Genomic DNA, 21,220 nt, shown 5'->3' with positions numbered 1-21,220 from the left:
GCTGAGTTAGTGATCGGCTAGAGATACATTTACTTTTTTTGGAGATACACATGTCACTAAGTGCTGAAGCAAAAGCAAAAATTTTAGCTGAGTTTGGTCGCGGCGAAAACGATACAGGTTCAACTGAAGTTCAAGTAGCTTTGTTAACTGCTCAAATTAACCACCTTCAAGGTCACTTTAAAGAGCACATCCATGATCACCACTCACGTCGTGGTCTATTACGCATGGTTAGCGCTCGTCGTAAGCTTACTGCTTACCTAAAGCGTACTGACTCAGAGCGTTATGCTGTTCTGATCAAGAAGTTAGGTTTACGTCGTTAATTCGATGTATCACTTACATCTGTAAGTGAACTAAACCGTAAAAAAGGAGGCTTTTGCCTCCTTTTTTATTGCCTGAAATCTGTCATTAATCTCAAATGACGCACTGAAAAATTTTGCCAAAAAAGCATAATCTAAAGCTGATTGGTATTGCTTCAATACATCTAGATTAAAATTCACTATTTAACCGTTCGATTTAAAAGACTGTTCAAACGCTACTATATGCGAACGATTTGTGCAGTTTCAGACATGATGTATTTCTGTTCAAACTCTTCTAGTGGCAAGGGTTGGCTAAAGAAAAAGCCCTGGCCGATTTCACATTGATTATCTTTAAGCCATTGTAACTGTTCCTCATTTTCAATTCCTTCTGCCACAATGGTTAAATCCAACTGGCGACCTAACATCAAAATAGTTGATGTTATCGCGCTGTCTTCAGGCAAGTCACTCACAAAAGCTCGATCGATTTTCATTGTGGTAATGGGTAAATGTCGAAGATAAGATAAGGATGAATAACCAGTGCCAAAATCATCGACAGCAATACCAAACCCAGCTGATTTAAGCTGTTCAAGCTTTACTATGGCTTGTTCTACATCGTTCATTAATGATGTTTCAGTAATTTCAACTTCTAGCAACTCAGGGCGGATTTGGTAGCGGATAGCAAGCTGCTTAATGTCGGGCACTAAACTGGCATCGGCAAACTGTTGAGACGCCACATTGACAGCAATGGGGATTGCATAATTGTATTTACGTTGCCATTCGCGAATGACTTTGCAGCTCTGCTCAATAACCCAGCGACCAATAGGAATAATAATACCGGTTTCTTCTGCTACCGGGATAAACGACATAGGACTAATTAACCTACCATCTTTTTGCCAGCGGATAAGTGCTTCACAACCGACTACTTTATGGGTATTTAAATCAAACTTTGGTTGGAAATATAATAAGAACTCATTGTTTTTCAATGCGTCATGCAGAGATGCTTCTGTACGCAATCTCACGGCTGCACGTTCGGTCATTTGTTGTTTAAAGAAAGACCATTGGTTTGAGCCGGCGGCTTTTGCACTGTACATGGCAATGTCAGCGTGGCGGATGAGATCTTCTGCAGTATCGCCGTCTTCAGGATAAATCGAAATGCCAATTGACGCTGCGGGATGAATTGCATGCTCATTTAATTGAACAGGCGCATTTAATTGAATTAATAGTTTATCAACAAAGTCTGCTGCTTGAGCGGGTGTTTGAATTTCATCGGCTAAAATGACAAATTCATCGCCACCCAGTCTTGCAACGCTACCTCTATCACCCACCACACGTTCTAAGATACGTGCAATTCGTGCTAAGAATTGATCGCCAAGTGCATGTCCTAGCGAGTCATTGACGTTTTTAAAGCGGTCTAAATCAATGAATAAAAGCGAAAAGTTACGCTTATGTACACGAGAACGCTGAATCGTTACGTTAAGTGTTTCGAGAAGCAGCGTGCGGTTAGGCAAGCCAGTTAATGGATCGCGAGTGGCCATTTTACGTAACTTGTTTTGGGTTTGGCTAAACTGTAAAAGAATTTGATTAAATTTACTGGTGACTAAGCCAAGCTCATCATCTTTGTGCGCTGGAGACATGGGCAAAAGGTTTTCATCTGGCGAATCAGGATCGATTTTATCAATAGCCTCACTTATTCTAGCAATTGGCTGGGTTAAAAACCGATGAAACACAACACTAAGCACTAATGTAAGCAACAGAGCTCGAGCTAAAGTGGCGATTAATCCTAATTGGAGCTGGCTGAAAAGTTTATTGGTTAGCTTTTTGGTATCGTAAAAAACAGTCAGGGTGCCAATGAGTTGCTGCTCTTTATTGCCTTCAAAATAAAACGGTCGATATAAAGGCCTTGAAATCTCTCTTAAATCTCCAAACAAGCGTTGACTTAACGTTGTGTAAGTCGCCGAGGATTTATCGACTGGATTAGAGGTGGTAACAAACAGTGAGCCGTCATCGAGTTCAATCACTGCAGAACCGACGTTGTCGACCTTAATAATGCCCTCAAGGGTTTGGCTGGCAAGTTTGTCATCGAGTGACCAGACAGCATTGGTAGTGGTTTGTTCAACAGAATTAAGCAGTTCTTGTTGTGCATCACTAAGTTGATTTTTGGTAGAAATCACTTGAATGGCGATTTCTACCACAAAAATCGCAATAGCAAAAAACAATGCTGTGAAAACCACTAGATTTGTTTGCTTCCATGTTAAAGACTTAAAGCTGGCAGTCATGTCATATTCCGTGTCGCGTAGGTGACTAATGTGTTTAAATTGCAAAGCTTTCAGGGCTAGACCCAATCAACTTGAAGATACGTGCTTCAGAGCTTCACCGTGTTTTCAATACTAGGCGTGTTAATGCGGTAATGTAGGTACCTTATAAGTTAACGCAACAGAGCCCTTGATTTAACAATCAGGGGAACACGGTGAAACTCCCAAGGAGCAATTTTTACACGCGTTTATGCTGCGGCTTTTGTTAATTTAGCTGATTTTGGAAAGGGAACAACCATTACCCGCAATCAATGCCTTGCCTAAACGCGTGTAAATTCTTGCTAAAATCGAGCATCTTCAGGTTGTTTGGGTATAAAAATACCAATGAGTTATTACTTCTACCCTGAATCCAAATAAAGTCTTAATCGATCTGTATATCGCGTCTAACTGTTGGTTCACTCAATCAACTCTAGTTAAATTGACGGCTTTTGTCATTCGCTATTCGAGTAAAGCTTGACCTATGATGGCTCATTTGTAACAAAAATTGAATCATTTATAACAAAAGCGTGATTAATATGCGTTTCTGTTATAGGAAAATGATTATTTTACTTTTTTTTCATTCTCGATATCGCGTCTATTTAACTATTCAATCTAATTGAAGTATACTTGTGCGCGTAATTAAAGGTCATTAAATTAAGGAATGGGTCACGTGAATCCAATTGTAAAGAGTTTTGAGTATGGTCAACATACAGTCACCTTAGAAACAGGTGTTATCGCGCGTCAAGCAGATGCTGCAGTTTTAGCTAGCATGGGTGATACCACAGTATTAGTTACTGTCGTTGGTAAAAAAGTAGCGGATTTAAGCCGTGACTTTTTCCCACTAACAGTTAACTACCAAGAAAAAACCTATGCTGCGGGTAAAATCCCTGGTGGTTTCTTTAAGCGTGAAGGCCGTCCGTCAGAAGATGAAACTCTGATCGCACGCCTTATTGACCGTCCTATTCGTCCTTTATTCCCTAACGGTTTTAAAAACGAAGTACAAGTTATCATCACTGTGGTGTCTGTTGATCCACAAATCGAGCCTGATATTGTTTCGATGATTGGTACTTCTGCTGCGTTAGCTATTTCTGGTATTCCTTTCAGTGGCCCACTAGGTGCTGCACGCGTTGGTTATGTTAACGGCGAATACCTATTAAACCCAAGTGTTGATCAACTTGCTACAAGCGATCTGAACTTAGTTGTTGCAGGTACTCAAGGTGCAGTACTTATGGTTGAATCAGAAGCGAAAGCGCTTGCTGAAGAAATCATGTTAGGTGCTGTGACTTATGGTCATGATCAACAACAAGTGGTGATTAATGCCATTAGTGAGTTTAAAGCTGAAGCGGGCAAACCAACATGGGATTGGACTGCTCCAGTTCAAGATCAAGAGCTTGTTGCTAAAATCAAAACATTGGCTGAAGCTGGCTTAACTGATGCTTATCAAATCGAAGTTAAGCAAGATCGTTATGCTCAAGTTGGTGTTGTTAAAGCTGCTGCTAAAGCCGCTTTAGTTGCCGAAAACGCAGATGTGGACTTACGTGAAGTTGACAACTTGTTAGGTAGCCTAGAGAAGAAAGTTGTTCGTGGTCGTATCATCAGTGGTAAGCCACGTATCGATGGCCGTGAACCAGACATGATCCGTGCTCTTAACGTGCTTGCTGGCGTATTACCTCGTACACACGGTAGTGCATTATTTACTCGTGGCGAAACTCAAGCGTTAGTGACTTGTACTTTAGGTACTGAGCGTGATGCACAGAAAATAGATAGCATCATGGGCGAGCGTACAAACCGCTTTATGCTGCACTATAACTTCCCTCCGTATTCAGTTGGTGAAACGGGTATGGTTGGCTCACCTAAGCGCCGCGAAATCGGTCATGGTAAATTAGCTTGGCGTGGTATGAACGCGGTGATGCCTTCGGCTGAAGAATTCCCATACAGTGTTCGTGTTGTATCTGAAATTACTGAGTCAAACGGTTCAAGCTCTATGGCTTCTGTTTGTGGTACTTCATTAGCATTAATGGATGCGGGTGTACCTATCAAGACTTCAGTTGCAGGTATCGCGATGGGTCTAGTTAAAGAAGGCGACGATTTCGTTGTACTTTCTGACATCTTAGGCGATGAAGATCACTTAGGTGACATGGACTTTAAAGTAGCCGGTACTCGTGATGGTATCACTGCATTGCAGATGGATATCAAAATCGAAGGTATCACCAAAGAAATTATGGATATCGCATTACAACAGGCATATGGCGCTCGCGTTCATATTCTTAATGTAATGGACCAAGCGATTGGTTCTCATCGCGATGATATTTCTGATCACGCGCCACGTATTACGACCATCAAGATCAATCCAGAAAAAATCCGTGATGTTATTGGTAAAGGCGGCGCGGTTATTCGTGCACTTACCGAAGAAACCGGTACTACGATTGAATTAGATGACGACGGTACTGTGAAGATTGCTTCTTCAAATGGTGAAGCGACTAAAGAAGCGATACGTCGTATTGAAGAGATCACTGCTGAAGTTGAAGTCGGTCGTATTTACAACGGTAAAGTCATTCGTATCGTTGATTTCGGTGCATTCGTTAACATTCTACCTGGTAAAGATGGCTTAGTTCACATTTCACAAATCAGTGATGAGCGTGTAGCTAACGTATCTGACCACCTTGAAATGAACCAAGAAGTTGCGGTTAAAGTAATGGAAGTGGATCGTCAAGGCCGCGTAAGACTGTCAATTAAAGAAGCGCAGACTAAAGAAAGTGCTGAGTAATGTAGTTTAGCGTGTTAAGCGATTAAAAAAGGAGATCATATGATCTCCTTTTTTTATGTTTATTAAAATAATCTGTGTTCGTCCATAGCTCTTAGATGGCCAGATTGCTATGATATTGAATATTAATACAACCTGATAAGGTCAAGCGGATGGAATGTAAACTACGCACCACAGTTATTGCCGTTGTTGTCGGTGCAAGTATGTTGTTGTCAGGCTGTGCAGCTACGCAAAGCTCGAGTGAGAATGTCACTGGGCAAATGATCGTTGCACCGGTTATGCCAGATTATAAAATGGAAGTCACATTGGCTAAGTTGAATGAAATTTTAGCGACAATGGAACTGACAGACGAACAACGTGCACGTTTTCATTACGACCGTGGCGTAATCTACGACAGTGTCGGTTTACGTTTATTAGGCAGAATTGATTTTCATCAAGCGATTAAGCTACAACCTGATTTAGCCGATGCTTATAACTTTTTAGGTATTTATTACACCCAAGAAGGTGAATTTGACAGCGCCTATGAAGCATTTGATGGCGTATTAGAGCTTTCTCCTGGTTATGACTACGCTTACCTCAATCGCGGCATCGCATTATATTATGGTGAACGTTTTCAATTAGCCGTAGAAGACATGCAAGCTTTTCTCGCGCGCGACCCGAGTGACGGTTATCGGGTTTTGTGGCTGTATTTGATGTCATCTGCGGTAGATAAGAATCAAGCTTTAGCTGACTTAGCACTTCAACGCCAACAGTTAAAAAGTGAAGACTGGGCGAGTGTGCTAGTCGATTTTTATTTAGGTAAAATTAATCAAGAGCAAGTGTTTGCTGCGGCCAAAGTCGGCTTATCTCAACCTAAAGAATACGCAGAACGTTTATGTGAAGCCTATTTTTACTTAGCGAAGCAAGCTGCCGCTAATGGTCAGTATCAACAAGCGGCGAATTTTTATCGGTTAACCTTGGCGACAAACATTTATGATTTTGTTGAGCATCGTTATGCCAGGATTGAATTGGCAAGGATGAAAAACTTCATTCAGCAGGCTGCTGAATTAGCTAATAAGAGCTAAACATAGTTTGCCTAGCCAATTCTGTCGATAGGCGCTATAATTTGCGCCTTTTTTAGCGGCTAGTGCAAGGTTAACATGTCAGGCAACAACGTTGAGGTCGACAAGCGTCGTACCTTCGCCATCATTTCGCACCCCGATGCGGGTAAAACCACCATCACCGAAAAAGTACTGTTATTCGGACAGGCCTTACAAAAAGCCGGTACGGTAAAAGGTAAAAAGTCAGGACAACATGCTAAGTCTGACTGGATGGAGATGGAAAAAGATCGTGGTATCTCTATCACGACTTCTGTGATGCAATTTCCTTACGGTGGCGCACTTATCAACTTACTTGATACGCCAGGTCACGAAGATTTCTCAGAAGACACCTACCGTACACTAACCGCTGTAGACTCTTGTTTGATGGTGATCGATTCAGCCAAAGGTGTAGAAGACCGAACCATTAAGCTGATGGAAGTCACTCGTTTACGCGATACACCTATCGTAACGTTCATGAATAAATGTGACCGTGACATTCGTGATCCAATTGAGTTGATGGATGAAGTTGAAGACATTTTAAAAATGGCCTGTGCGCCAATTACTTGGCCGATTGGTTCAGGTAAAGAGTTTAAAGGTGTTTACCATATTCTGCGTGACGAGGTGATTCTGTACCAAAGTGGTATGGGGCATACCATCCAAGAAGAGCGCATCATTAAAGGATTGAATAATCCTGAACTCGATAAAGTGCTAGGCTCATACGCATCGGATATCCGTGATGAAATGGAATTAGTTGCTGGTGCCTCGCATGAGTTTGACCAAGATGCATTTTTGAAAGGTGAATTAACGCCTGTATATTTTGGTACCGCGTTAGGCAACTTTGGTGTTGACCATATTCTCGATGGTATCGTTGAGTGGGCGCCTAAGCCACTGCCACGAGAAACAGATGCTCGTGAAGTATTACCAAATGAAGAGAAATTCTCTGGTTTTATCTTCAAGATCCAGGCAAACATGGATCCTAAGCACCGTGACCGTGTCGCTTTTATGCGTGTTTGTTCTGGTCGCTATGAGCAAGGCATGAAAATGCATCATGTGCGTATTGGTAAAGATGTCAACGTGAGTGACGCGTTAACCTTTATGGCCGGTGACCGTAATCGTGCAGAAGCCGCATACCCAGGTGACATTATTGGTTTGCATAACCATGGCACCATGCGCATCGGTGATACCTTTACGCAAGGTGAAAAAATTCGCTTTACGGGTGTACCTAACTTTGCACCAGAAATGTTCCGCCGAATTCGCTTAAAAGATCCATTAAAACAAAAGCAGCTACTTAAAGGCCTCGTGCAGTTGTCTGAAGAAGGCGCTGTGCAGGTGTTTAGACCTATTGATTCCAATGATTTGATTGTTGGAGCCGTTGGTGTGTTGCAGTTTGAAGTCGTAGTAGGGCGCTTAAAAAGTGAATACAACGTTGAAGCCATTTACGAAGGCATTAGTGTGAGCACCGCACGTTGGGTTTATTGCAAAGATGAACGTAAACTTGAAGAGTTTCGTCGTAAGTGTAGTCCAAACCTTGCTTTGGATGGTGGTGATAACCTAACTTATATTGCGCCAACCATGGTTAACTTGAATCTGTCTATGGAACGTTATCCAGACATTGAGTTTGCTAAGACCCGCGAACACTAATTGTTAATCAATTTGTTTCATTTATGTAAAAAAGGTGGCTTTGCCACCTTTTTTATTATGCTTTTACGTCTGACGTCACAGTAATTATCATTTTTGTGTGAGCCAAGGTTGCTGTTTGCAAATGTCAGTGATTTACAGCTATTTATATTTCATTATAGGTCATTGGAACAATGCTCATCGTTAAGGTGTTTTGTCTTTGACCGTTACAATATTAGTAGGTGATATATGATCGATACCCATGCCCATCTTGATATGCCTGAATTTGATAATGACCGCAACGAACTTGTTTCTGAGATGAAAAGGCACGGTATTTTGTCTGCAATCATTCCGGGGATTGCTGCTGATAAATGGCAAAAGCAGCTGGAGCTTGCCGAGCAATACCAATGGTACTTTGCGCTTGGGATCCACCCTTGGTATGTTCCAGATGACATCGACCGTGCAATCTCTCTTTTGGATGCAAAGCTGCAGGAATGTAGAGAAAATAGGCGTTTGGTGGCTGTGGGGGAGTGTGGTTTAGATAAATTACATCATTGGTCAGATAAGCAATTGTTGTTACTCGAAAAACAATTGCAGCTTGCTCAAACTTATCAATTACCAGTCATTTTACATGCGGTCAAAGCCCATCAAGAGTTACTGGCTCTATTAACAAGGACAAGGTTGAGTCGAGGTGGTGTGATCCATGGCTTTTATGGCAATAGCCAAACTGCAAAGCAATACATTGCACTTGGTTTTAAATTAGGTGTTGGTGGATTATTGCTCAATCCCAGTGCTAAAAAGCTTCGGCAAGCAGTGACCGAATTACCTATAGAGCACTTTTTATTGGAAACTGACTCGCCCAGTATGAGCCCTTTTGACCAGCCAAAATCGCGCAACACCCCACTAACCTTGAACAGAATTGTGTCCGAAATCTCATTTTTAAAGAAAAGTGAAACTGTTTGTATATTAGAACAGTTGAATAAAAATGCAGTGCAACTATTTGAGCTTTAATTGTTTTTCTTGAAACGGAATCGTATAAAATCTATTTAATTGCCTAAGGGATTGAAATTAAACTCTAAAAAGTTGATCAAAACGACGCTTTTCGTTTCACGCTCAGTTATAATCATCAACGGAAATTAGGTGAGTTAACAACATTCAAAAAAACTGTTAACAAAAGGGTGATGATTAAATGATTTGCTGTTTTAAGACATTATTGTCTAACAATGGCATGAGGTTATACATCAGTACCTGGTCAGTATCTTGGGCAAATAAATGGCTAATTTCATCTGTGGTTGTGCCAATGCCGATATAGGCCATTTGGGCTGATTTTACTGTTTTCTCAATAAAATAAGGCACACCAGGTAATTGACGCATAAACAGATTTTTTAATCCGTCTGCCAGTTCTTTTAGCTGCCCTTCATTGTCTGATAATTGTTCGAGTTTTTGTTTGTTATGCGCAATCAACTTATTTAAAAACTCAACACCTTCATGAGGTGTATGCCCAATTAATGCACTTAAATGCAACGTGAGGCCGTTCATACGGCTGCGTATTAATTGATAAGGTAAGTTAGATAAATTGGTTTTACCTGCAGCAGCCTGGAGTCGCGGAAATGACAAGGTCACCTGAGCTGGCTCGGTAAAGTCGATAGCTTGTTCTAGTATGAGCTGTAAACCACGGCTCGAGATATCGTGAGTGATCCCGGTGGCTTTTTTATCCCCTTGCTGGATAGTCACTGAGGTTTTAAAAGCAAAACGAGCTTCATGGCGTCGCTCGCTAAAAGGCATCGACACTTTTTTGATAGTGTGACTTTTGACCTTTGCTTGAGCAAAAATCTTTAATCCATTGGCATCGGCTTTGTTAAACCAACTTTGATAGTCTCTGCGTACATCTTCATTGGTTAAATCTATAAGCTGTAAAGTATGGCTAAATTGCGCCAACTGCTGTTCGGTTAATGCGCTATAGCGGGCATCATCACCTGGGAGCGTTGAGGTTTTATAGTTTTTATTATGTTCAATAGGGCGGGCGATTAATTTAAATACCCGCCAGCTGGCTTTCGATGAAGCAAACCCAAGAAATAAGTTAAGATTTTTGGTGGCTTTTAACTCGGCTAATGTCGCCGAATAATAGTGTAATTTACCTTGAGCATTATGCGTAAAGCTAAAAAACAAATTATGGTCGGTGTCTGTGCTGTTTTTGAGCACCTGAGTTAAGCGTCGAGTATTAATGAAGCTCGGTAATTGACTGACTTCATTTTCATCTTGAAAATAGTGCTGTATGGGTTGATTACCACGCCCGAGTAACTCATAAGTAATGTGCGGTACATCCCCCTTCATACTGACATATAAGGGTAAATGGGTTAGCAAGGGTAAATAATGGCGCTCATAGCCTAAACCTGTTGCAGTAACGATGACATCGTTTACATCGACTTTATAGCGGAATTTATAACTACGAATGACCATCGATATCACTTTGTCGAGGGCCTCACCATCTCCTAGGCGTTTAAGTCTTAAAATAGCATTGCCGTCTTTATTTTGGATATCGACAATTTGATAATCAACGCCATGCTGGATCTCATCTACAAAAAACTCTTCACTGAGCTCGAGTAATTTGAGTTTGATCGGTTTGTCTGGATCTAAATGATGCTTGAGTGGCAATTTTATCCGAGCACCGCCGACAGACAAATCAAGCGTTACGCCATTGATTTCACTTAAACCTGGCTGAGTCACTGAGATGCGGATACTGTAATTCATCCGCTCTTCACAGCGATTAAAATAGCTACCAAGTACAACACCAGGCACAAGGTAAGGATTAACTTCGTTTGTAGCCTCTTCTGGTAAGATATTTCTCAGCTTTAAGCGTCGCAGTTTATGCGCTTTGACGACGTGTTCGTAAACTCCAAGCGTGTATTTGTTTCGATATAAGGGCAGTGCGTTGATTAATGATTCTTTTGCCGGCTCATCAAGAAAATGTCGCTGGTTAGCGATAACGACTTCTGCGCAAGGGAGTTCAGTTTTGTCACGTAAATCGATAACTCGGGTGCATTGTGATGAAATACGGTTAAGCTCCATTTTCAAGAGAAAACGGGTAGAATTGGATTCATCAACGGTAAGCTGCTCAAATATTTCCTGAAAGTCAGGTTCCATCAATAGCGGCTTAAGTTGTTCAATTAATGCACTGTGATTGTCTAAACTCATTTATATTATCGTTTTATTGGGCTTATTGTGAGTCTGGCTGATATTTTATCGGCTAGAAAGTGCTGCTCTTTAAGATATTAATCATAATTATTCATTACCAAACCATAATGGGTACGTTAATATGGTTAGGTTGAATAATTAGCAGAGTGTGTTTACCGCTAATTAACAATCAGTGTGAACAAGAATGTAATCATTGGCAAGGTTCAAGATTAATATCATTGCTATTAAGTTCATTTTATTAACTTATTTAACCAGTCATCCTCGTGTTTGTCTATGTTCACTTGTTTGCGTTGAATCAATTAATCATTTTTAAATCTATCCATCTGTTTATCGAGTCTCATTGGTTTACATAACCACTTACTGAGTCACTAGCACAAGCCCAGCGCTTCTAGGATGGACTGCACAAATGGAATGATTAGGGCGTGTTTATCTTTGTTGATAAATGATGTAGTCGGTTATTTTTCTGTCAGACAGTCGCAAATGAATGCCGTTTAGCCAGCTAAATAAGTGAATTTGTGGGCAGTATGACTGGAAAATTGTCACAGCCCGTCGGGTTGAGGCTAAAATGGTTTTATGCCGCGTGGGATAATCTCGACGTACGACTGCATGGATGCAGGAGGTAGAGCAAGGCTGGAGCAGTTGCCGAGGGCAACTATGCCCACAATTATCCGCCTTGCCTAAATCCATTTTAGCTCTCAACATAAAAAATAAACAAAGATAGACACGCCCTAGTACAAGCAAAACCAATAGCACAGTATATTGAAAATAATGGTAGGAAGTAGCATGGCTAAAGCTCCAAAAATGGCATTTGTGTGTGACGATTGTGGTATGGATTATCCGCGTTGGCAGGGGCAATGTCGTTGCGGTGCCTGGAATACCTTAGTTGAAGTCCGTCTGTCTAACGCTAAAACTGCGGCGTCTCGTCCTGCGGTATTAGGTTATGCTGGAGCCGCTGGCGGCGGGGCCAAAAAACTGAATGAAGTCGAGTCTGTTGAAGCTGAAAAAAGGCTGACTGGTATAGGCGAGTTAGACCGAGTATTAAGTGGCGGTTTGACGACGGGATCGGTGAATATTATTTCGGGCGATCCTGGAGCGGGTAAAACCACTTTATTGTCAGATCTTGTTGCGCGAATGTCGCAATCAACAGCGTCGTTATACTGTACTGCAGAAGAGTCATTATCTCAGTTTAAAAATCGGGTAAATCGCTTAAAACTGAATTATGACGAAGACAATTTATATCTGTTATCTGAAACCAGTGTTGAGTCAATTATCGAAGAACTTGAAGCAAAACAAATTAAGTTTGCCGTGATTGACTCAATTCAGGCCGTTATTACAGATAATGCCAATGGTAGCCCTGGTTCACCTTCGCAAGTCAAAACGGCGGCGCAGGCCTTTACCCAATATTGTAAAAAAAATAACGTGACCATGTTTATTATTGCTCATGTGAATAAAAATAACGAAATTGCTGGGCCGCAAACCTTGGTACATATTGTTGATTCGTTATTGCACATTGATACTAATGATGGGCAAATTCGCACCTTAAGAGCCAATAAAAACCGTTTTGGCGACGTCGATACTGTAGGTATTTTCCGCATGAGCGAGCGCGGTATGATCAGCGTCGATAATCCGAGCGAGATTTTTTTGTCAGGTTCTACCACGGAGTCGCCAGGTTCTACCATTACCTGCATTCGTAAAGGTAACCGTAACTTATTATTAGAGATTCAATGTTTAACCACAGAAACTGAGTCTGAGTTTCCGCAACGTGTTTGCGTGGGCTTGAATATGAATCGGATTAAAATGTTAACCGGTATTTTGCGCAAACACACCAAGACCAAAATTTTCCATGATACGTTTTTTAATATCGTCGGAGGTTTAAAAATCGATGAATCAGAAACCTGTATCGACCTGGCATTAGTCACCGCGTTACTCAGCAGTTTGAATGACTTTGTTATCCCACGAACCACCTGCATTATGGGAGAGCTGAGTTTAAATGGCGATGTCAGGCCTATTGACAGTGGCGTGCCCAGAGTAAAAGAGGCTGCGCAACATGGTTTTACTGAGATTTTCATTCCATTTCGTAATTACCATAAATCGATGGAAGGCTTGGGGGCTAAAATTACTCCGGTTAAAACAATCCACGAGTTACTTGAACTGATTAATTAACGATGAATCGGCAGGGCAATTGATAAAAAATGGCAAACCAGATTGGTTTGCCATTTTTGTTAGTGCTAAAACGCTACACCTTGCTAAGGCGTTGGTGTAACCAGTAAATTAAGCTCGCGGTCCAGTAGTTCTGCATCACCCATGTTTAATTCTATAATGCGGCGTAAATGAGTAATACTATCAAGGTCGATATGAACACATTTGAGCCCGAGATGTTCTGGGGTTTTGTGTACAATAGCTGCTTGCATTTGCAGTTCAATATCGGAGTCGGGTAGCACAAATTGCAACGTGACCATAGTGTTGAGCTGCCCTGTGTAGCCTGAAGGCAATTCCACCAATGCCCCATTAAGACTCAAGTCTAAAATCTTTGTGCGCCAAGTTTGTTCTGTTTGCTCAATATGAGCACTAGCAGCAAATAAAATACGAGAAAACTTACGTCTATCGTCCATGGGGTACCCTTAATGCATTGAGTGATAACGGGATACTGCCCGCAACCATTGAGTATGTTGTTATTGCTTAAGCATACTCGAAATTTATTTTTTTCGCTGAGTTTTTAAGCTAAAAAAAGGAGCGCATTGCGCTCCTTATGGGGTAAGTCACAAATATAGCAAGTATTGATTTATACGAGCAAATGGCCCATGAGTGCGATAATTGGCAGTGTAACCAATGTACGCAGGATAAAGATAACAAACAGCTCAAAAAAGTTAACCGGGATTTTACTGCCGATTAAGAGCGCGCCGACTTCACTCATGTAAATTAACTGAGTCACAGATAACGCTGCAATCACAAAGCGGGTTAAATCAGATTCTATTGAACTGGCTAGGATAGAAGGGATAAACATATCCGCAAAACCAACCACAATTGTTTTAGAGGCTTCACTCGCTTCAGGAATTTGCAGTAGCTCTAGCAAAGGAATAAATGGCATCCCCAGGTAGTTAAATATTGGTGTGTGCTCTGCAAGCATTAGCGCCACAGTACCAATGGCCATGACGACAGGAATGACGCCAAATATCATGTCGACAACGTTTTTTATTCCTTCGACTAACACGTGCTTTACGCCACCTGCAGTCGATGCCCGTTGCATCGCTTGCTCAAAACCCCAGGAGAATACCCCATGACTTGTAGGTATGCTTTCGTCATCTTCATGACGTGGGGTGTTGTCGATATAGGTGTCTTTCTTCCACGACAATGGTGGTAATTTAGGCACAATAACCGCGGCAACAATTCCGGCTAGGCAGACGGTAAGGTAAAATGGCACAAACAAGTGCTCAAGCTTAACTTGTGAAATCACTACTAGGCTGAAGGTGATCGATACCGCAGAAAAGGTCGTGCCTATAACCGCAGCTTCTCTTTCAGTATAAAAGCGTGTTTCGTACTGTTTGTTGGTCATTAAAATGCCAACACTGCCATCTCCTAACCAGGACGCCATACAATCGATAGCGCTTCGACCTGGCAAGTTAAAAATCGGACGCATCACTTTGGTGAGTAAGGTGCCAAAAAACTCAAGCAAACCGAAATTTAATAGTAGCGGTAATAGCATGCCGGCAAAAATAAACACTGAAAACAACACTGGCACTAAATCGTTGAGGACTAGCCCACCTGTCGCTGAAGAAGTGATCATTTCAGGCCCCACTTGCAGATACACCATCACAATGAATATTGCGCCCAAAATACGTGTCGCCAGCCAAAATAAATTGACCTTTAATAGGGTGCGTAAAAAGTGGTTTTTGCGAACAAACTGAGGGTTAATAATACGTGTCAGTAAAGAGGCTATCGCCATCAATACCACAATGCCCGCAACAATTAGCTGAATTGAACTGCCCATTTCTGTTTGTAGTGCTTTAGAAATAATGGCAATCGGAATGGTGATCGCGCCATCAACACTGATAGGCGTCATAAACAGTAAAAGACCAATCAAGGATGGGATAATAAAGGTCAGTATTGTTTTAATGTTATGTTTTTTGTGTGTCACGTTAAATACACCTTACGTATGTGCTTTAAAGTGGCTCGCTGTGCAAGGCCACTGTGAGTCATGGACGATAAGTGAATGTCCATTCAGTTGTACTTTTTAGGGTGGCAAGGTTACCCCCTTATTTGCGGTATGTAAAATGATAACTGAGACGAATAGATATTAGTTAAATGTGGGTAGATATACGTCATATTTATCACGTATTTGTCCTAATAAATCGGCAACATCTTCATTGATAGTTACCAAGTCATTAGGTTTTTTAGCTGTTGATGTGCTCCCGACAATAATGATTTAGCCATGTTGTTATGCCTGTATCGTGACATAGCTAAATCATTTATGTGGAAGAAAAGCATGGCATCCAATAGTCGCGCGCAGTCGTTGGATGTGATGTAGATACTATGATGCAGCCGATTGTTCCGAGAAGTGCATTCCAGGCTGCCCGAACCAATACCCATTACAATGGTGAGTCGCGGTATTTGACTGCTCAAATTGTGTCAACGTGTCTTGCAATGTTGCATTATCATTCAATAGAGCTTGATTAAGTAAAGTAGCTAACGTATCACCTAATGTGACATCCGCTAGTTTATTAGGCGATATACGCCAGTAATCGACACCCATATTGATCATTTGTGGTATTTGGCTGATGAGATCCACCTGCGCCGCAGATTGGGTTTGAATGCCGTTCAACCTCAACAAGGGTTGTGACTCCTGCGTTTGGGCTAGCAATCCTTTGCTATGCCGCTGGCAAATGGTTTGGCATTGGTCTTTTGGCAACTGGTAGTGTTTAGCGGTAAAGCAGCGAGCAGAGTGCGCTAATGGCATATAGCCGTGGCCTAATACTTCAATTTCATATTGCAGCTGACTGCCTGAGTCGATAACAGCTTGCAGCCAATCTTTTGATAATTCGCAAGGCATTACAAAGCGGTACATGCCTTTTTGATGTAATAAATCTAAGCTTGCACGGTTGTAATTATTGATTGTTGGTCCACAAACAAAGGGTATTTTAGCTTGATGGGCATAATACACGCCCGCCATATCGTTGGCTTCAATACTAAAGTCACCATTATTGATTGCCCGTTTAAGTTCGTTGAGTTCAGATTGCGCTTCGACTAACGCCATTGTCGACAATACCACGTGTTTACCGTGGTTTTTGAGCATGTGCGCTAAAGCCAAATAATCAGCAAACTTGAGTTCTCGGCGACGGCTACAGACGGTTTCGCCGAGGTATACGGTATCAATACTGCTGGTGGCGACGTGTTGGTAAAATTGCTCAACATCCGCTTTGGACCAGCAATAACTTATTGGCGCGAGTGATATTTTCATACTTTCCCTTATTGCCATTGGCGCTCGTAAGCACCTAATGTAGTAATTTGTCCTTCTGAGACTTTAGCCAAAGCCTGTGACCATTGAGGTTGCTCTGTAAACGATGCCGGCGAGTTTAGATAAGTGTCAATGGCACTGCGCCACACCTGGGTTACCTGGCTGACATAAGCAGGGCTTCTTTGACGTCCCTCAATTTTAAGTGATGCAATTCCCGCTTGGGCTAGCTCAGGTAATAAACTTAAGGTGTTTAAGCTGGTGGGTGATTCAAGTAAGTATTTGGCATCGTGATCATATTGAGCCACATAGCGGCCTTTGCACACAACTGGGTAGCCTAACTGCTGACTGGCATCAGCTTTGTCGATTAACACATCATTGAGTCGAGTTAATTTATCGGAGCCACTGTCTTGCCAACGAACATGATTGGCAGGTGAGCACGAACCGCCGGTGTTGGGTGACTGGCCTGTTACATAAGATGATAAGTGGCAGCGTCCTTCAGCCATAATGCATAAACTGCCAAAGGCGAACACTTCAAGTTTAACAGGGCTTACTTTTGCTAAATCTCTGACTTGTTTTATCGATAACACTCGAGGCAACACTGCGCGCTCGATATTAAATGCTTCTTTATAAAACGATAACGCGCCTAGGTTAGTGGCACTCGCTTGCACAGATAAGTGTAAAGGCAAGTGCGGATGATGTTGATGGGCGTAGCTGAGTAATGATAAGTCCGCCACGATTAATGCATCCATATTGAGTTGCGCCGCTAAATCAACCGCCTGATACCAACGTTGTTCATGTCCAGGTTTAGGGAAGGTATTTAAGGTTAAAAACACTTTACGGCCTTGGCTATGGGCTAATTGAGTGGCTTGAGCCAACTGCGGTGCTGAAAAGTTTAAACCTGCGAATGACCGTGCGTTAGTGTCATCTTTAAGTCCCAGATACACCGCGTCGGCGCCAGCATTTAAAGCGGCTTTTAGCGAGGCTAAATTACCTGCTGGGCATAAGAGTTCCATGTTGATGTGCTCATTATTTTAAAAGAACAGGAGTGTAAATGTGATTGAGTTAACATGAATTGATTTAAAACAGGTTTCCTAGGATAAATTGCCAGTAAACTAGCTTGCTAAGTCGCTCTCTTTGCAGGTAGGAACCCTTAATGGCTCAAGCATTTCAACACCGTTTATCTGAACATATCTTACATTTTGCGCCGCGGCTGAGTCGGCGTTCAATCGCGTTAGTGCCGGTAAGCATGAAAATGGTACTCATTGCTCAAATTCTTAATTTGGTGTTGGCTGAGCAAGTTCGGTCAGGTGAATTGGCATTCTTAAACGATAAATCGGTGGGTATTTGTGTTGACGATATCGATTTGCAGTTTCAAGTCGGTATGGATCATAAATTATGGGTACAACCGATGAATCAACCGAATGTAATCTTCAGTGCAAATGTGCCTGAATTATTATTAGTCGCTGCGGGAAAAGAAGACCCTGACACTCTATTCTTTCAACGTAAATTACGCATCGAGGGTGACACAGAACTAGGGCTAGAAGTGAAAAATATATTGTTGTCGATTGAACTCGACTCGTTACCGGCGCCAGTGAATATCGCGGTAAATAAATTGGCGCAACTTTTACAAACGTTAACGTCGACAAAAGACTATGGTTAACGATTGCTATTCTATTTTAATGAGATTAGATATACAGATAACTTAAACGGCGCCAATGCGCCGTTTGGGTTACGCAAAAAGGGCGTGTTTACTTGCCCGTAATGGCTGCATACTTAATTAACAGCTCATCTTGTGACTCAACGTGCAAAGGGTCTGGGTCAATACAATCGATAGGGCAAACCGATACGCAGGTGGGTTTATCGTAATGCCCCACGCATTCGGTACACAATGCCGGATCAATTTCATACACTTCTTCACCCATGGTAATCGCCTCATTGGGGCATTCGGGTTCACACATGTCGCAATTGATACAGCTATCGTCAATGATTAATGCCATATAAGGTTAACCTGGTTGATGAGGGTTTCGGGTATCAACTCCCTCAGGTAAATTACGCATTAGCATTGCCTTTTCGACATCGATATTCATTGGAATGGGCATAAAGACAAAGTGCCCTGACCCTAGTGCTGCCTCGATGGGTTGGTTTTTGCGATTGACTAATGATTCAATAGTGATAACAAAATTACCTTCGGTTGTCATTACTTCAACGCTGTCGCCTAGCGAAAACTTGTTCTTAACATCAATTTCAGCAAGGCCTTGCTCATTACGTTTGCCGGTAAACTCACCTACAAATTGCTGGCTATTACTCACAGAATGACCGTACTGATAATTTTGATACTCATCATGCACATGACGGCGTAAAAAACCTTCGGTGTAGCCTCGATGCGCTAAACCTTCAAGGTTACTCATTAGCGTGCGATCAAAATCTTTACCGGCCGCGGCATCTTCAATGGCTTGGCGGTATAATTGTGCGGTGCGCGCGACATAGTAAAATGACTTAGTGCGGCCTTCAATTTTTAACGAGTCGATGCCCATACGGGTTAATCGGTCAACATGTTGAATGGCGCGTAAATCTTTTGAGTTCATAATGTAGGTACCGTGCTCATCTTCAAAAGCCGGCATGTATTCACCAGGACGACCTGCTTCTTGCAGTAACACTATCTCACTACTTGGCTCGCCAGCGCCTAACGTTGGTGTTGCTATTTGTACTTCAGCAGGCATGGCTATCACATCGCCTGTTTCAGTTTGCTGGGCAGGGTGTACGTCATATTTCCAGCGACAAGCATTAGTACATGTGCCTTGATTAGGGTCGCGTTTGTTAATGTATCCTGATAGTAGGCAACGGCCAGAATAGGCCATGCACAACGCCCCATGAACAAAGACTTCAAGTTCTATGTCAGGGCAGCGTTGGCGAATTTCTTCAATTTCATCTAAAGACAATTCGCGCGATAAAATAACCCGTTTAATCCCTTGTTGTTGCCAAAATTTTACCGAAGCCCAGTTAATGGCATTAGCCTGAACCGATAAGTGCACCACTTGCTCAGGAAACGCTTCGCGCACCATCATAATTAAGCCTGGGTCTGACATGATGACCGCATCAGGCTTCATGGCAATCACTGGCTCCATGTCTTTTATATAGGTTTTGAGTTTTGCGTTATGTGGGGCAATGTTACTCACCACGTACAATTTCTTACCTAACGCATGTGCTTCTTCAATCCCTGTGGCGAGGTTTTCCATTTTAAAGTCATTATTTCTCACCCTTAAGCTATAACGAGGTTGCCCTGCATACACAGCATCAGCACCATAAGCAAAGGCGTAGCGCATATTTTTTAATGTGCCAGCAGGGGATAATAATTCAGGTTTAAACATAGTTTTCTCGGTCTACAACAGGGTTAGTCTCTATAGGGGACGAAAGCTTACTTAAGGACATTAGTGGGTACAAATATAGGCTTGGGAAATGTGAAGTGGGTTGTACTTTTGTGGTTCTCGCCGTCATCCTTATCAACAAATATTCTAAAAAGCGTAATTAATTGGCTTGGTGGTTTTTGAGTCATCGCAAATAATATGCGTTTGGGTATATAATCTTGGCATTAGTGAACATTATTTTATGGAGACCGCATGTCTACCGAACATCAACTCTTGGTTGGATTATTAAAGAAGCTTAAAGACGATGCGTTGGTATTGCCAACATTGCCAGAAGTGGCCATGAGAGTGCAAGAGGTGGTGGCGCGTAAGGATTCCAGTCTCAAGCAGGTTGGTGACATTATTGGCCAGGATGCAGCAATTTCAGCGCGTATTATTAAAGTGGCTAACAGTGCATTATATTCACGCGGTAACAAAGCCGAGAACATTAGCGCAGCTGTAAACCGTATTGGCCTAGTGCAAATTAAGTCAATTACCACTTCAGTTGCCATGGAGCAGTTGTTTATTTCTACCAATGAAATGGTATGGGAAGTGATGGATGAAGTGTGGAAAACCTCTATTGAGGTGACAGCATCATCGTGCGCCATGTTAGAAATATACAATAAGCGTAATCCAAGTAAAAAATTAGATCGTGATACATTAACACTTGCTGGTTTAGTGCATAACATTGGCGCCTTACCTGTACTCACCGAAGCTGAAGTTCATCCTGAACTGTGCAGTAAAATCGATCAGTTGCGCAGTCTTGTGCGCAAAATGCAAGGTCCAATTGGCCGTGCTGTGCTCAAAACATGGGACTTTGCCCCAGAAGTGATGGAAGTGGTTGAGCGTTGGGCTGACTTGCATTACATGCCAGAAAAAGTCACTTATTTAGACTTTATTCGCTCTGCGGCATTTTACACCGGTGAATTGCGCGCAGGTGAAGAGCTAGACGAGCGGTTAGGCGTGTTTGCCCAACGCGGTTTACCCGTAACGCCAGAAGATTTAGCCAGTGATGAGTTTATCGATATGTATCATTCGATTAAGCAAAGTTACGAGTAATCTTCATGCCCTGACTTAATTGACGGTATGCTCTCCCGTCAATTAAGTGCCTAGTGTGTAAATAAT

At 42.1% G+C, this 21,220-nt stretch carries 16 protein-coding genes; 8 read left to right on the top strand and 8 right to left on the bottom strand.

From position 1 onward, the window contains the following. The first annotated feature begins 50 nt into the window (after positions 1-50). Positions 51-320, top strand: coding sequence for a 30S ribosomal protein S15 (gene rpsO, locus GQA99_RS15335; RefSeq protein WP_160055238.1), 270 nt, complete (start codon positions 51-53; stop codon positions 318-320). Positions 321-535: 215 nt separating this feature from the next. Here the strand turns inward: rpsO and GQA99_RS15330 are convergent, their stop codons facing one another. Beyond that, a complete protein-coding gene (locus tag GQA99_RS15330) occupies positions 536-2,572 on the bottom strand; it encodes a putative bifunctional diguanylate cyclase/phosphodiesterase (RefSeq protein WP_160055235.1) in 2,037 nt (678 codons plus the stop codon). Positions 2,573-3,257: 685 nt separating this feature from the next. On the opposite strand from GQA99_RS15330, the gene pnp reads away from it, so the two are divergent. The 4 genes from pnp (at position 3,258) to GQA99_RS15310 (ending at position 9,058) form a co-directional block, all read left to right on the top strand. After that, the gene (gene pnp, locus GQA99_RS15325) at positions 3,258-5,354 is read left to right on the top strand and encodes a polyribonucleotide nucleotidyltransferase (protein ID WP_160055232.1); all 2,097 of its coding nucleotides are present in this window, start codon (positions 3,258-3,260) and stop codon (positions 5,352-5,354) included. A 149-nt stretch (positions 5,355-5,503) separates the two neighbouring features. Beyond that, a complete protein-coding gene (gene nlpI / locus GQA99_RS15320) occupies positions 5,504-6,415 on the top strand; it encodes a lipoprotein NlpI (protein ID WP_160055229.1) in 912 nt (303 codons plus the stop codon). 75 nt (positions 6,416-6,490) lie between these two features. Further along, positions 6,491-8,071 carry a peptide chain release factor 3 gene (prfC, locus tag GQA99_RS15315; RefSeq protein WP_160055226.1) on the top strand — a complete coding sequence of 527 codons (1,581 nt, stop codon included), beginning with the start codon at positions 6,491-6,493 and terminating at the stop codon, positions 8,069-8,071. Between the two features lie 225 nt (positions 8,072-8,296). Further along, positions 8,297-9,058: a TatD family hydrolase gene (locus GQA99_RS15310; RefSeq protein ID WP_160055224.1), complete on the top strand. Its 762-nt coding sequence runs from the start codon at positions 8,297-8,299 to the stop codon at positions 9,056-9,058. A 174-nt stretch (positions 9,059-9,232) separates the two neighbouring features. Here GQA99_RS15310 and GQA99_RS15305 read toward each other — a convergent pair whose 3' ends face one another. Further along, positions 9,233-11,242 carry a PilZ domain-containing protein gene (locus GQA99_RS15305; protein WP_229785939.1) on the bottom strand — a complete coding sequence of 670 codons (2,010 nt, stop codon included), beginning with the start codon at positions 11,240-11,242 and terminating at the stop codon, positions 9,233-9,235. Positions 11,243-12,025: 783 nt separating this feature from the next. Between GQA99_RS15305 and radA the strand changes: the two genes are divergently transcribed. After that, a complete protein-coding gene (gene radA, locus GQA99_RS15300; protein ID WP_160055221.1) occupies positions 12,026-13,405 on the top strand; it encodes a DNA repair protein RadA in 1,380 nt (459 codons plus the stop codon). A gap of 83 nt (positions 13,406-13,488) precedes the next feature. Here the strand turns inward: radA and GQA99_RS15295 are convergent, their stop codons facing one another. From GQA99_RS15295 to ubiU, 4 genes are all read right to left on the bottom strand, one after another. Continuing rightward, the gene (locus GQA99_RS15295) at positions 13,489-13,854 is read right to left on the bottom strand and encodes a PilZ domain-containing protein (RefSeq protein WP_160055218.1); all 366 of its coding nucleotides are present in this window, start codon (positions 13,852-13,854) and stop codon (positions 13,489-13,491) included. Between the two features lie 170 nt (positions 13,855-14,024). Continuing rightward, a complete protein-coding gene (locus GQA99_RS15290; RefSeq protein ID WP_373291446.1) occupies positions 14,025-15,302 on the bottom strand; it encodes a YjiH family protein in 1,278 nt (425 codons plus the stop codon). A gap of 468 nt (positions 15,303-15,770) precedes the next feature. Then, a complete protein-coding gene (locus GQA99_RS15285) occupies positions 15,771-16,697 on the bottom strand; it encodes a U32 family peptidase (RefSeq protein ID WP_160055212.1) in 927 nt (308 codons plus the stop codon). Between the two features lie 8 nt (positions 16,698-16,705). Then, positions 16,706-17,707 (bottom strand): ubiquinone anaerobic biosynthesis protein UbiU, encoded by a 1,002-nt coding sequence (ubiU, locus tag GQA99_RS15280; protein ID WP_160055209.1) that lies wholly within the window; start codon positions 17,705-17,707, stop codon positions 16,706-16,708. Positions 17,708-17,847: 140 nt separating this feature from the next. On the opposite strand from ubiU, the gene ubiT reads away from it, so the two are divergent. Continuing rightward, positions 17,848-18,354, top strand: coding sequence for a ubiquinone anaerobic biosynthesis accessory factor UbiT (ubiT, locus tag GQA99_RS15275; protein ID WP_160055206.1), 507 nt, complete (start codon positions 17,848-17,850; stop codon positions 18,352-18,354). Positions 18,355-18,442: 88 nt separating this feature from the next. Here the strand turns inward: ubiT and GQA99_RS15270 are convergent, their stop codons facing one another. Next, positions 18,443-18,691 carry a YfhL family 4Fe-4S dicluster ferredoxin gene (locus GQA99_RS15270; RefSeq protein ID WP_160055203.1) on the bottom strand — a complete coding sequence of 83 codons (249 nt, stop codon included), beginning with the start codon at positions 18,689-18,691 and terminating at the stop codon, positions 18,443-18,445. Positions 18,692-18,697: 6 nt separating this feature from the next. Beyond that, positions 18,698-20,062, bottom strand: coding sequence for a prephenate-dependent tRNA uridine(34) hydroxylase TrhP (gene trhP / locus GQA99_RS15265; protein WP_160055200.1), 1,365 nt, complete (start codon positions 20,060-20,062; stop codon positions 18,698-18,700). A gap of 249 nt (positions 20,063-20,311) precedes the next feature. Between trhP and GQA99_RS15260 the strand changes: the two genes are divergently transcribed. Beyond that, the gene (locus GQA99_RS15260; protein ID WP_160055197.1) at positions 20,312-21,154 is read left to right on the top strand and encodes an HDOD domain-containing protein; all 843 of its coding nucleotides are present in this window, start codon (positions 20,312-20,314) and stop codon (positions 21,152-21,154) included. The last annotated feature ends 66 nt before the right edge of the window (positions 21,155-21,220 follow it).

The organism is Shewanella litoralis, from assembly GCF_009828585.1.
GTDB classification, from domain to species: domain Bacteria; phylum Pseudomonadota; class Gammaproteobacteria; order Enterobacterales; family Shewanellaceae; genus Shewanella; species Shewanella litoralis.
Note: the sequence above shows the minus strand (reverse complement) of the source record. Positions and strands in the feature narration are given on the sequence as shown.